We start from the raw sequence: 12205 nt of genomic DNA, 5'->3' as shown, positions 1-12205 counted from the left end.
CTGACGGATGACGAGTGCATGGACATCGTGCGGGATATTCAGAAGAATTACCTCCTGCCCTACCCGCCCCGGACGATTGGGGAAAAGATTGCGGAGGCCAGGCAGCGATCCGGCGCGGAAAAATTGAAAGGGCATGACATCATGGCCCTGGAACGCTTTGCCCCAGATGTACGGCACATGATCATCTTCAACGTGCTGTCTTATAATTCTCCTGTCGGCGATAAGGGCGATAGGATTCGCCTGTTCCTTACGGATGCCGGCTATCAGAAATTTTTAGACAGCCAGGAGCGGGGCGAAGTCAAACTGAAAAACCATGCGAAGGTCTCAGACGGGCATCTCCATTATGACCGCAGGGACCGCGTCTTGTAACAGGATAACCGGAGAAAGGAGGCTTTGAAATGGCTGTATTCCGGGTAGAAAAAACAAAGGACTTCACAATCATGTGCAACCACCATCTGCGCAATACGGAACTGTCCTTAAAGGCAAAGGGGCTCCTCTCGCTCATGCTGTCGCTGCCGGAAGATTGGGATTATACCACAAAGGGGCTCGCCCATATCTGTAAGGACGGCGTGGATTCGATCACTACCGCCCTGAAAGAGCTGGAGCGGCACGGGTATCTCACCAGGCAGCGCCTCCGCTATGGGAACGGACAGCTCGGAGACATTGAGTATACGATCCATGAAAAGCCTGTAAATGCTGAAAAACAGGAGTACTCACCTAAACGGGAAAATCCAAGACAGGTAAATCCAGGACAGGCAAAACCTGAACAGGCCGAACCTGGACAGGAAAATCCCGCACAATTAAATACTAATCCACTAAGGACTAAAAAATCAAAAACGGATATATCAAGGACCCATCAATCAATCTATCCGGCAGAGCCGGAGGCGGCAGGCCGCCCGGATAGGATGGATCGGATAGAGCTGACAGACGCCTACCGCGAGATCATTAAAGAAAATATTGAGTATATCTGCCGGCCACGGAGACAGCAATACGGCAGCACAGGATTCCCCTAACCGTACCATGAGGTCATGGGGCTTCCGGGCGCAGTCTATGACGTGATCGCGGATGAAGATATTTATACCGGCGATGGTACGCTCAGGGCGGCAAAGGATGCCGTCGTGGAGACCCTTACCACCGGGGAAGATGGAACGGCACAGAGCGGGCTTTTGTACCTGGGCCGCTACCGTCTGGAGGAACGCCAGGCGCCGGAGGGGATGGTCTTAAACACCCAGCCGGAATACGCGGAGCTTACTTATGCGGGGGAAACCGTGGAAGTGACGCAGGCCGCGGCCGGCCTCTATGACGAGCGCCAGAAGGTGGATGTAAGCCTGCTCAAAGCGCTGGAAACGGACGGGCTGTTCGGACTCGGCATGAATGAGGAATACAAAGATATTTCTTTCGGGCTGTATGCTTCCGCAGACCTGACGGCCCTTGACGGCAGCGTGATCCCGGCAGGCGGGCTTTTGGAGGTGGTTTCCGTTTCCGCAAATGAGGCGGGCGGCTATGGCGCTTCCTTTGCCTCCGACCTGCCTTTTGGCAGCTACTATGTAAAGGAACGCACCACAAACAGCGCTTATATCCTCCCTGATACCGAATACCCGGTTATCTTTGAGTATGCCGGCCAGGAGGCGGCGCTGGTGCAGATTCTTGTAAATGAGGGCGGGGCGGTTCCCAATGACCTGCTGCGCGGGCGTGTGGACGGCGTGAAAGTCGGCGAAAACCCGGAGGGCGGCGAAGATGTGGAGCTGGCCGGTGCGGTCATGGGACTATTTAAGCCTGATACCGAGGAATTTACCGGGGAACGGAGCTTATCGCCACGGTCACAGCTATTCTGGAAAAAGAGCTGTCTGTTGCCCTGGGAATGTCCCTCCCCCTCTTTCAGCTGGAGGCAAAACAGAAAAAGGACAAAGACAGGCTGAAAACCCAGATGTCGGCCAGGCGGCAGGAAACCGAAAAGAAACGCCGGCTAATCCGCGGCCTGTATGAGAACTTCGTCCAGGGTATCTTAACAAATGAGGAATACTTTGAACTGAAAACAGCTTATGAGGAATCCATCGGCACACTGTCCGGCGAGATTGAGGCGCTGGAAAAGGATATGGACGCCCTGGACAGCCGGCTTGTGCGCTACCGGTCAATGGAAAAGGATGCAAAGTCACTGGCGCAGGACCACGCGCTTACGGCAGAACTGATTGACCGGCTGATTGAGCGGATCGAAATCGACCATGAGCGGAATATCCATGTAACTTTCCGTTTCAAGAGTGAATTCCAGGGAAAGGCGGTGGAACCATGCACAAAAAATATGTAATCGCCCTTTATATCCGCCTGTCCGTGGAGGACTTTAAGACCGAGAGTTTGAGTATTCCCAACCAAAAGCTGATCCTCCGGGAAAAGGCTATGTCGCTGCCGGAATGGGATGACGGCGAGGTCCTGGAATTTGTTGATAACGGCCATACGGGTACGAATTTTGAGCGCCCTGCGGTACAGGAGCTTTTGACGATGGTCCAGGCCGGGAAGATCGACTGTATCATCGTAAAAGACCTCTCCCGGTTTGGGCGCAACAGCATTGAGACCGGCTATTTCATAGAGCGGGTATTTCCGCTCTACCATACCCGGTTTATCTCCGTCAGTGACGATTTTGACACCGCCAATTTCAAAGGAGATACCGGAGGGATTGACGTTGCCTTTAAGTATCTTATCAGCGAATGTTACAGCCGGGATATGTCCATGAAAACGAAAAGCGCCAAATATGCAAAGATGCGCCGGGGCGAGTACCAGAGCGTTATCTGTCCCTATGGCTACCGCAAGAGCGCGGACGGGCGCATGGAGCCGGACGAGGACGTTGCAGGGATTGTACGGCAGATATTTGAATGGGCGGCTGACGGCAATACGGCTGCCGAGATCACGCGGAAACTGTATGCCATGAATATCCCTACACCTGGGGAATACCGGAGGGATAAAGGGAAAGACCATTATAATGTGTCCAGGACACACGGCGTCTGGAGCAGCGGGGCGGTCCTGCGGATGCTGGAGGACCAGCGGTATATCGGCACCTATGTGATCGGCAAGCGTAAGGTACAGGAAATCGGCAGCCGCCGCATGAAGCTAAAGGATGAAAGCGAATGGTTCAAAATACCGGACCACCACCCGGCAATCGTAAGCATGGAGCTGTTTGAGAAAGCCAACGCTTCGATCAGGCGTTTCTCCCTTCCGAATAAAAAACGGCGCGACTACCTTCTCCGCGGGAAAGTATTCTGCGGATGCTGCGACCATGCTATGTCACTTAGAAATGGAACGTGGTTTTACTGCCGTCACTCCGAAGTGGCAGAAACCCTCCCCTGCCATGGGGTGCGAGTGAAAATGGCTGATCTGGAGCAGGCGGTCCTTGAAACAATCCGGGCACAGATGTGTCCGGCGCTGGGGATTGACAGCAGCAAGGATAAGCTGAATTTGCAGACGGTCCAGCAGGCCGAGCACGAAGAAAAGCTGCGCTCTATTCAGGACAGCAAACGGCAGCTTTATGAACAGTATGCACTTGGAGAGATTGACCTGGAAACCTATCAGGAGCGCAAGGCGGTATATGATGCGGAACTGGTGCAAGCAAGGAATGTCCATGCCGCCATTACCGCACAGACCAGGCAGATACAGAGCGATTATGAAGCAAAGCTGAAACAGCGTGAGATCGTTCAGGAAGTAGGCAGCGCCGACACACTGACGCAAGCCCTGATTGACAGGCTTATCAGTAAGGTCTATATCTTTCCGGGAGACCGGATCGAGATTGAATATGTGACACAGGATTTCTTAGGAATAAGCGAACCAGGAAAGGAGGCGTGAGCCATGAATACCGTATTAAGCAACTACGGGCAGCTATGCGGCTGCCCGGAAATCCTCAAAAAAAGTTGTAATTTTTTTGTCGTGGGCTTGACATACGGGTGACGGATATCATGCACCCTAATCCGTTTTACGCCGGTTTCTTTGCAGCCACGCTCCATTTCCCGGTACAGATAGCTTTTAGTGACCGGGAACATCCTATCATCCTCACCGACATCGTACAGCAAGCTAAGATACTCCTTGATTTCATCAACCAAGAAGTCCGGCATAACAATCATCCGATTGCTTTTTTCGGTCTTAGGCGTGGTAATAAGGTCGTGTCCATTCAGCCGTTGATAGGATTTACTGATGGTAACGGTATGCTTTTCAAAATCAAAGTCAGGAGGAGTTAGCACCAGCAGTTCACCCTCTCGAATACCACACCAGTAGAGCATTTCAAAGGCATAGAAGGACATAGGCTTATCCATCATGGCCTCTGCAAATTTCAAATACTCCTCTTTCGTCCAGAACAGCATCTCCCGGTTTTTCTTCTTTCCCATGCTGCCAGCCTTTTGACAAGGGTTCTCTCGCAGATTATAGTACCGCACAGCATGGTTAAAGATGGCGCTAAGCTGATTGTGTACCGTCTTGAGATATACTGGCGAGTAGGACTTACCATCTTCATCCTTGTGATTTAGCATTTCATTTTGCCAAGTGATAATCTGCTGGGCGGTGATATTACACATCTTCAGCTTGCCAAAGTAGGGAATCAGCTTGGTACGGATAATATGCTCCTTAGTGGCCCAGGTGTTTGCCTTTAGCCGGGTCTGCATATCAGCAGTGTAATTTTCTACAAAGCTCTTGAACGTCATGTCGAGGTCAGAAGAGGTCTTGTTAAGTTGCTCCCGTTCCCAAGCCTGAGCCTCCCGCTTTGTCTTAAAGCCACGCTTTTGAGTCTGCTTGCGCTCACCGTTCCAGTCAGTGTAGCGGTAGATCACCCGCCAGGTATTGGTTTTGTTCTCTTTATAGACCGCCATCGCCGCTCCTTTCCGCCCCGCCATAGCAGAGCTTTTCCATGAAATACTTGCGGTTGACCCGACCAGAAATTGTCAGGTAACCTTGCTCTCGCAGTTCGGCGTTGAGCCGTTGTACAATCTTATAGGCATAAGACTTGGACACACCCAGTTCTTTTGCCACATCGTCCACACGCATAAAGCTATTCTCCAAAATATCACTTCTCCTTTATAGTGTTATTGCCGCCGTTTGACCTGGACACGTTCCAGCAGGCACTCCTCACATTTCTGTGGGCGCTGTGCTGTCCTTTGTGGGGCGCTCGCTCCCAGATGGGAGGTCGTGACGGTTTCGCGCATCCAGACGGTCATTCACTTGTCTAAGCAAATTGGCTTATATAGCCTATATTATACTTTTAAGTTTAGCGGATGTCAAGAGGATAATTGAAAAATTCTAAACTTTTTTGTCTTGACTAGCTTAAACTAGTATGCTATACTTGCATTATCCCAACGATAAAGATTGGAGCGAAAAATATGGCAACCGGTGAAAGAATCCGTTTCTTCCGAAACAGACGTGGAATGACGATGAAATACCTGGGGCAGGCCGTAGGCTTTCCGGAAAATTCAGCCGATGTGCGGATATCCCAGTACGAATCAGAAACAAGAGTTCCAAAGGAGGACATGACCGAGTCCCTTGCATATATTTTGGACGTATCCCCGCAGGCTATATCTGTGCCCGATATTGACAGCTACATCGGCCTAATGCACACGCTGTTTACGTTGGAGGACCGCTATGGACTGACAATCGAGGAGCAGGAGGGGGATTTTTCTTTCCATATTGACCCGACGCAAGGAATTTTTGCTAAAAATATCCACAGTATGCTCAAAGCCTGGGCAGAGCAGGCCACAAAGCTGAAGGCCGGGGAAATTACAAAAGATGAATATGACAGGTGGCGCTATAGATACCCTGAGTTTGATACCACACGGCACTGGATAAAGACGATTCCCAAAAGTATTTCCGATGAATTCGTAAAGGAGTTCAGAAAGAAACACCCGAAACGGTAAAAGCAAAAGAGCTAACTGACCACAAATCAGTTAGCTCTTTACTCTTTGGATAATGAAAAATGTTGCCAAATCGTTGCCACAAGGGCTATCAGTAGGCTAAAACCCTAGCATTTCCGGGAGATTTTAGTCTAATGAAATCACTCCCACTCAATCGTCGCCGGCGGCTTACTGGTAATATCATACACCACCCGCGTCACCCCCGGCACCTCATTAACAATCCGGTTGGAAACCCGCCCCAGCAGTTCATAGGGTAGCTGGGCCCAGTCGGCGGTCATAAAGTCCGTGGTGTTCACCGCCCGCAGGGCCACGGTTTCCCCATAGCTGCGGCCGTCGCCCATCACGCCTACGCTGCGGGTGCCGGTCAGCACGGCAAAGTATTGGCCAATCTCCCGCTCCAGCCCGGCCCGGGCCACTTCCTCCCGGAAGATCGCGTCCGCCTCCTGCAACAGCGCCGCCCGCTCCGGCGTCACCTCGCCAATCAACCGTACCGCCAGCCCCGGCCCCGGGAAAGGCTGCCGCCACACCAGCGCTTCGGGTATGCCCAGTTCCATCCCCACCCGGCGCACCTCGTCCTTAAACAGGTCCCGCAGGGGCTCCACCAGGCCCGTAAAGCCCATGTCCGCTGGCAGCCCGCCTACATTGTGGTGCGATTTAATCACCGCCGCCTGGCCGCTGCCGCTCTCCACCACATCCGGGTAAATGGTCCCCTGGCACAGCAGGTCGCATTGGCCGATCTTCCTGGCCTCTTCCTCAAACACCCGTATAAATTCCTCGCCGATGATCTTCCGCTTGCGCTCCGGGTCGGTAACGCCCTGCAACTTGCCGAAAAACCGCGGCCCGGCGTTCACCCGTATAATGTTCATGTCAAATTCCTGCTTGAACACCCGCTCAACCAAATCGCCCTCGTCCTTGCGCAACAGCCCGTGGTCCACAAAAATGCAGGTCAAATTCTTCCCAACGGCCTTATGTACCAGCATGGCCGCCACCGAGGAATCCACCCCGCCGGAAAGCCCGCAAAGCACCTTTTTGCCGCCGATGCTCTCCCGCAGCCTGGCCACCTCGTCCTGGGCAAAAGACCCCATCTCCCAGTCCCCCTTACACCCGCATATGGGGTACAGGAAGTTGTGCAGCATCTGGTTGCCCTGCTCCGTGTGGGCCACCTCCGGGTGGAACTGCACCGCGTACAGCCCCCGGTCCCCGTCCTCCATGGCCGCAATGGGGCAGTGGGCGCTGTGGGCGCTGGGCGCAAACCCCTGGGGCAGCCGGCTCACCGCGTCGTTGTGGCTCATCCAGGTCACGCTGGCCGGCACCCCCGCAAACAGCCGGGAACCCGCCGCAAACTCCGTGGCGGTCTTGCCGAACTCCGGCGCGCCGGTAGGGGCCACTTGCCCCCCCAGCACATGGGCCATCACCTGCGCCCCGTAGCAAATGCCCAGCACCGGCACCCCCAGCGCAAAAATCTCCGGCCCGCATAGGGGCGCGTCCGGGGCGTAAACCGACCCCGGCCCCCCCGTAAAGATGATCCCCTTGTACCCCCGCAGCGCCTGCGGGTCCGTCCAGTAGGGCTTTATCTCACAGTATACCTTCAGGTCCCGTACCCGCCGGGCGATCAGTTGGGCGTACTGCCCCCCAAAGTCCAGCACCACCACTGCCTCGTGGGTCAAAGCTGCCATTTCTACACGACCTTTCGCTAAAAATAGATAAATTTAGTATACCACATCCCCCCTCTAAATGCAACTTCCTTTTTGCCTCCCCCGGCTTGCCTCCGGCGGTTTGCCTCCGGCGGCCCAAGGGGCGTTGCCCCTTGGGAATCCCCACCACTTTTGAAAAAGTGGACAAAACTTTTATGCGCGCTTACGGCGGGCGCTGGCTAAGACCGGCAGGTAAATGATTTTTTATTATTTTATTTTTGTTTTTGTTTTGTGATTTTGAAGATTTCTTGTCAACCGGAAAGCCGCTGGATCCCTCGCCCTCCATAGGGCGTCCCTAAAAACTCTGCTGAAATAATGCTTGACCTGGAGCCCACTCAAAATAGTATAATGAAAGCATAGCCTCCGGCCCCGCCCAAGGGGCCAATTCAATAGGCAGGAGTGAACCCCATGACCATCAAGGAAGTCAGTGAAAAATACGGCATCACCCAAGATACCCTTCGCTATTACGAGCGGGTGGGCATGATCCCCCACGTCACCCGCGCCCCCTCCGGCCACCGGGACTACCAGCCCGAAGACATCGCCTGGGTTGAGCTGGCCAAATGTATGCGCAACGCCGGCCTTACGGTAGATGCCATCGTGGACTACGTGCGCCTTTTCCAGGCGGGCGATGACACGGTTGCCGCCCGCCTGGAACTCCTGCGCAGCCAGCGCGCCTCCCTGCTGGCCCAAAGCCGCCAAATCCAAGAAGCCCTCTCCCGCCTGGACAAAAAAATAGAAGGCTATGAAAATCTTCTCAAATAAATCATAATAATAATCAGTAGAGTAAAACACAAAAATAAATCAATAAGAAGTAGCAAGAAAATAGTAATAGAATAATAAGAAAAATAATGAAATAAATTAAATCATAATGCAAAATCTCTGCCAAAATGCATAAAAATACACTTTTCTCAAAGAACCGCCCGATATCCCCCTCAAATCCCCTTAAGAACCGGCTGATATCCCCCGATTACCCCTCTATAACCGCCCCAAAAACAAAAGAAAAAGAGGAAAAAAGCAAAAACATACAGGAAAAAGCAAGGTTTATGCAAGCAGCCCGCAGGGCAGAAAAAGTTTAGGGAAGGTCCGGGGCAAAGCCCTGGCGGGTGTGGGCAGAGCCCACAAAAGCGAGCCGCCACCCCCAAAGGTTGACAAAAAGTGCGGGAGGGGGGTATAATAGGGAAAAAACCACAGGGAGGAACGATATGGAGCGGGTCGTTGAAATGCTGGTAGAATTGTTCAGTCAGACAATTCCGGGAGAGTTAACGGTGTTTTTATTGTCACTTATGCCGGTAATTGAGTTGCGTGGGGGCATTTTGGCCGCCAAATTGCTGGGGCTGGAGATGTTACCGGCGTTTTTTATCTGCCTGGTGGGCACGCTGCTGCCCACGCCGTTCATCCTGCTGTTCATCAACAAAATCTTTGACTGGATGCGCAACACCCGTTTCGTAAAGCTGGTAGACCGCATGGAGGAAAAAGGCCGCAGCAAATTTGGCAAAATCAACCAATACAAAACGATTGGCCTGCTAATTTTTGTGGCAATACCACTACCTGGCACCGGCGCCTGGACCGGCTCCCTGGCCGCCGCCCTCATGAAGATGGACTTCAAGGCGGCCATGCTCTCCGTAGCCCTGGGCACCCTGGTGGCAGATGTCATCATGTGCCTGGTTTCCTACGGGTTGCTGGGGTTGGTGCTCTAATGGCCCCCTACGATGTGGCCGTGGTAGGGGCCGGGGCGTCGGGCCTTATGGCCGCGCTGGCCGCCGCCGGAGCCGGAGCCCACGTCCTCCTGGCCGAGGCCGGGGACAAGCCCGGCCGTAAGCTGCTGGCCACGGGCAACGGCCGCTGCAACCTAAGCAACCTGCACATTTCCCCGGAAAAATACCATGGCGATACGGCTCTGGCCGCCCCTTTTTTGGCGGAGTGGCCTGCCCGGCGGATACAGGCCGTTTTTGCCTCTCTGGGCTTGCTTATTCGGGCGGATGGGGATGGGCGCGTATACCCCCACAGCCTACAGGCTGCGGCTGTTGTCAAGGCTCTTTTGGCCGCCTGTGAACAGGTCGGCGTAACCCTCCGCTGCGCCACCCCGGTAGAGGCGGTAGAAAAAACCGGCCGGGGCTTTGCCCTTTCCATAGCCGGTGCCGGGCAGGTAGAGGCCCGCCGGGTGGTGCTGGCCTGCGGGGGAAGCGTACCGCCGGGGGCCGGGGGCGGGTACCGGCTGGCCCGGCAGTTGGGCCACAGCGTAACCAAGCTTTCCCCGTCGCTGGTAGGGCTGCGGGTCCCTGCCGGCCTCACCCGGCCCATGAAGGGTATGCGCTGCAAGGCGCGGGCCGCCCTGTGCCAGGGCCCCCGCCTGCTGTACGCGGAAAGCGGCGAGGTCATCTTCGGCGACGGCTCGGTGTCGGGCATCTGCGTCATGAACCTTTCGGCCCGGCTGCGGGGCCTGCCCCCCGGCCGGCTGCGCCTGCGCCTGGACTTGGCCGAGGCCTTTGCGGAAGAGGAATTGGCCGCATATCTGGTAGATTTGCGGGCCCAGTTCCCCCATCGCCCGGCCAATGAGCTGTTTGCCGGCCTGTTGAACCTGCGGGTAGGGCAGGAACTGGCCAAATCCTTAGGCTTAGGCCCCGGCCAGCCCCTGCAAAGCCTTTCGTTGGAGGTTTTTGGCCGGGCGGCCGGCAGGGTAAAGGCATTTTCCCTGCCGGTGGAGGGCCCTTTGGGCTGGCAGCAGGCCCAGTGCACCGCCGGGGGCGTGCCCCTGGGGGAGGTAGACCTGTCTACCATGGCTTCCCGCCGGCAGCGGGGGCTGTTTTTGACCGGCGAACTGCTGGATCTGGACGGGGATTGCGGCGGTTACAACCTGCATTGGGCCTGGGCCACAGGGCTTGTGGCCGGGCAGGCCAGCGCCGGCAAAAACCATAAACGGGAAGGGAGGGCTTGCGGTGCTACGTGTCAATAACCTGCACCTGCCTTTGGGCTTTACCGGGGAGGACTTGCGGCGGGCAGCGGCTCAAAAGCTGCGGGTGCGCCCCCAAGAATTGCAGGGCCTATGCCTGGTCAAAAAATCGGTGGATGCCCGGAAAAAGGCGGATGTGCACGTTGTCTGCTCGGTAGAGGCCCAGGTGGCAGGGGAGAACCGCCTGCTGGCCCGCCTGCGTGGGGGCGATGTGCAGCCCGCCCGGCCCTACCGCTACCGGCTGCCCCAGGGGCCGGCGCCCGGCCGGCGGCCGGTGGTGGTGGGATTTGGCCCGGCGGGTATGTTTGCGGGGCTGATTTTGGCCCAGTGCGGCCAGCGCCCCATTATTCTGGAGCGTGGCTTGCCAGTGGAGGCCCGCCAGCGCTCGGTGGAGGCCTTTTGGGCCGGCGGGGCCCTGGATCCTGAGAGCAATGTGCAGTTTGGCGAGGGCGGGGCCGGGGCTTTCTCCGACGGCAAGCTGACCACCGGCACTGGGGACGGGCGCATCCGCAAGGTGCTGGAGGAACTGGCCGCTGCCGGCGCTCCCCCGGAAATCCTCACCGACGCCAAGCCTCATATTGGCACCGACCGCCTGCCCGGCGTGGTGCGGAACATCCGGGAAAGCATTCTTGCCATGGGCGGGGAGGTGCGGTTTTCCGCCCGGTTGGCAGGGCTGCAAGTGCGTGACGGCGCATTGGAAGAGGCAGAGGTGGCCACCCCGGCCGGTGTGGAGCATATCCCCTGCAACCGGTTGATTCTGGCCGTGGGCCACAGTGCCCGGGACGTGTTTGCCCTGCTGGAGGGGCTGGGCGCAGCGATGGAGCCTAAGCCTTTTTCGGTGGGGGTGCGGGTGGAGCATCCGGCTTTGCTTATTGACCAGGCCCAGTACGGCAGCTTTGCCGGGCACCCGGCCTTGGGCGCGGCTGATTACAAGCTGAATTGCCGTACCCCGGCGGGCCGGGGTGTGTACACCTTCTGTATGTGCCCGGGCGGCACCGTTACAGGCGCGGCCTCGGAGTTGGGGGGCATTGTCACCAACGGCATGAGCCCCTTTGCCAGGGACGGGCAGAACAGCAACGCGGCCCTGCTGGTAGGGGTAGGGCCAGAGGACTTTGGCGGCAGCGGCCCACTGGCCGGGGTGGCGTTCCAGCGGCGGATAGAGCGCGCCGCCTTTGCCCTGGGGGGCGGGGATTACCGGGCCCCGGCCCAACGCATTGCCGACCTTTTGGAGGGCCGGCCCAGCCGGGGGTTTGGGGGTGTAACCCCCACTTACCGGCCGGGGGTAACGGCAGGGGACCTGGCCCCCTGCCTGCCCGCCTTTGTGGTAGAGGCCCTCCGGCAGGCCCTGCCCCAACTGGGCCGCCGCCTGAAGGGGTTTGACCTGCCGGACGGGGTGCTGACCGCCCCGGAAACCCGCAGTTCCTCCCCTGTCCGCGTCCTCCGGAACCAGGACAGCCTACAGGCCCTTGGCATCCGGGGCCTCTACCCCTGTGGCGAGGGCGCGGGCTACGCCGGCGGCATTGTGTCCGCCGCAGTAGACGGCATCCGCTGCGCCGAACGCTGCGTGGAGGCGGCACCGTAAGGTGAAAGCCCGCTTTGCCAAGGCCGGCCATGTGCCGCCCCTCCGGCGGTTCAAACAAAAAAGGCAGCCCCCGAAAGCCGGGAATGCTGCCTTTTTCTTT

Annotated in this window: 14 protein-coding genes; 11 read left to right on the top strand and 3 right to left on the bottom strand. The window is 56.7% G+C overall.

Annotation, left to right across the window (positions count from 1 at the left end; translation table 11 throughout):
* Nucleotides 1-18: 18 nt before the first annotated feature.
* Genes U8U01_RS03745 through U8U01_RS03725 form a run of 5 tightly spaced genes read left to right on the top strand, consistent with a single transcriptional unit; the run spans nt 19 to nt 3831 of the window.
* Nucleotides 19-369, top strand: coding sequence for a DUF5720 family protein (locus tag U8U01_RS03745; RefSeq protein ID WP_437124383.1), 351 nt, complete (start codon nt 19-21; stop codon nt 367-369).
* Nucleotides 370-398: 29 nt separating this feature from the next.
* Entirely contained in the window at nt 399-1013 is a 615-nt protein-coding gene (locus tag U8U01_RS03740) for a helix-turn-helix domain-containing protein (protein WP_322170563.1), read from the top strand.
* Between the two features lie 15 nt (nt 1014-1028).
* Nucleotides 1029-1919, top strand: a complete 891-nt coding sequence (locus U8U01_RS03735) for a SpaA isopeptide-forming pilin-related protein (RefSeq protein ID WP_367575596.1) — start codon at nt 1029-1031, stop codon at nt 1917-1919.
* Between the two features lie 8 nt (nt 1920-1927).
* Nucleotides 1928-2305 carry a hypothetical protein gene (locus U8U01_RS03730; RefSeq protein ID WP_322170560.1) on the top strand — a complete coding sequence of 126 codons (378 nt, stop codon included), beginning with the start codon at nt 1928-1930 and terminating at the stop codon, nt 2303-2305.
* Nucleotides 2287-3831 carry a recombinase family protein gene (locus tag U8U01_RS03725; protein WP_322170557.1) on the top strand — a complete coding sequence of 515 codons (1545 nt, stop codon included), beginning with the start codon at nt 2287-2289 and terminating at the stop codon, nt 3829-3831. Before U8U01_RS03730 ends, U8U01_RS03725 begins: the two co-directional genes overlap by 19 nt.
* A gap of 23 nt (nt 3832-3854) precedes the next feature.
* On the opposite strand, the gene U8U01_RS03720 is transcribed toward U8U01_RS03725, so the two are convergent.
* Entirely contained in the window at nt 3855-4844 is a 990-nt protein-coding gene (locus U8U01_RS03720; RefSeq protein WP_322170555.1) for a site-specific integrase, read from the bottom strand.
* A complete protein-coding gene (locus U8U01_RS03715; protein WP_255202708.1) occupies nt 4831-5034 on the bottom strand; it encodes a helix-turn-helix domain-containing protein in 204 nt (67 codons plus the stop codon). Before U8U01_RS03715 ends, U8U01_RS03720 begins: the two co-directional genes overlap by 14 nt.
* 317 nt (nt 5035-5351) lie before the next feature.
* On the opposite strand from U8U01_RS03715, the gene U8U01_RS03710 reads away from it, so the two are divergent.
* Nucleotides 5352-5882 (top strand): helix-turn-helix domain-containing protein, encoded by a 531-nt coding sequence (locus U8U01_RS03710; RefSeq protein ID WP_322170552.1) that lies wholly within the window; start codon nt 5352-5354, stop codon nt 5880-5882.
* Nucleotides 5883-6019: 137 nt separating this feature from the next.
* Here U8U01_RS03710 and guaA read toward each other — a convergent pair whose 3' ends face one another.
* Nucleotides 6020-7546, bottom strand: a complete 1527-nt coding sequence (guaA, locus tag U8U01_RS03705; RefSeq protein ID WP_322170799.1) for a glutamine-hydrolyzing GMP synthase — start codon at nt 7544-7546, stop codon at nt 6020-6022.
* Nucleotides 7547-7981: 435 nt separating this feature from the next.
* On the opposite strand from guaA, the gene U8U01_RS03700 reads away from it, so the two are divergent.
* The 5 genes from U8U01_RS03700 (at nt 7982) to U8U01_RS03680 (ending at nt 12105) form a co-directional block, all read left to right on the top strand.
* The gene (locus tag U8U01_RS03700; RefSeq protein WP_322170549.1) at nt 7982-8335 is read left to right on the top strand and encodes a MerR family transcriptional regulator; all 354 of its coding nucleotides are present in this window, start codon (nt 7982-7984) and stop codon (nt 8333-8335) included.
* Nucleotides 8336-8460: 125 nt separating this feature from the next.
* A complete protein-coding gene (locus U8U01_RS03695) occupies nt 8461-8649 on the top strand; it encodes a hypothetical protein (RefSeq protein ID WP_322170546.1) in 189 nt (62 codons plus the stop codon).
* Nucleotides 8650-8775: 126 nt separating this feature from the next.
* On the top strand, nt 8776-9270 hold the full coding sequence (locus U8U01_RS03690; protein WP_322170543.1) for a COG2426 family protein: 495 nt from the start codon (nt 8776-8778) through the stop codon (nt 9268-9270).
* Nucleotides 9270-10526: an aminoacetone oxidase family FAD-binding enzyme gene (locus U8U01_RS03685; RefSeq protein WP_322170540.1), complete on the top strand. Its 1257-nt coding sequence runs from the start codon at nt 9270-9272 to the stop codon at nt 10524-10526. The genes U8U01_RS03690 and U8U01_RS03685 overlap by 1 nt, the downstream gene beginning before the upstream one ends.
* Nucleotides 10510-12105, top strand: coding sequence for an NAD(P)/FAD-dependent oxidoreductase (locus tag U8U01_RS03680; RefSeq protein ID WP_322170537.1), 1596 nt, complete (start codon nt 10510-10512; stop codon nt 12103-12105). The genes U8U01_RS03685 and U8U01_RS03680 overlap by 17 nt, the downstream gene beginning before the upstream one ends.
* Nucleotides 12106-12205: the final 100 nt, after the last annotated feature.

It is taken from the genome of Acutalibacter caecimuris, from assembly GCF_034335085.1.
Taxonomy (GTDB): Bacteria; Bacillota; Clostridia; order Oscillospirales; family Acutalibacteraceae; genus Acutalibacter; species Acutalibacter caecimuris.
The sequence above is the reverse complement of the archived record's forward strand: the minus strand, read 5'-3'. Positions and strand labels throughout refer to the sequence as shown.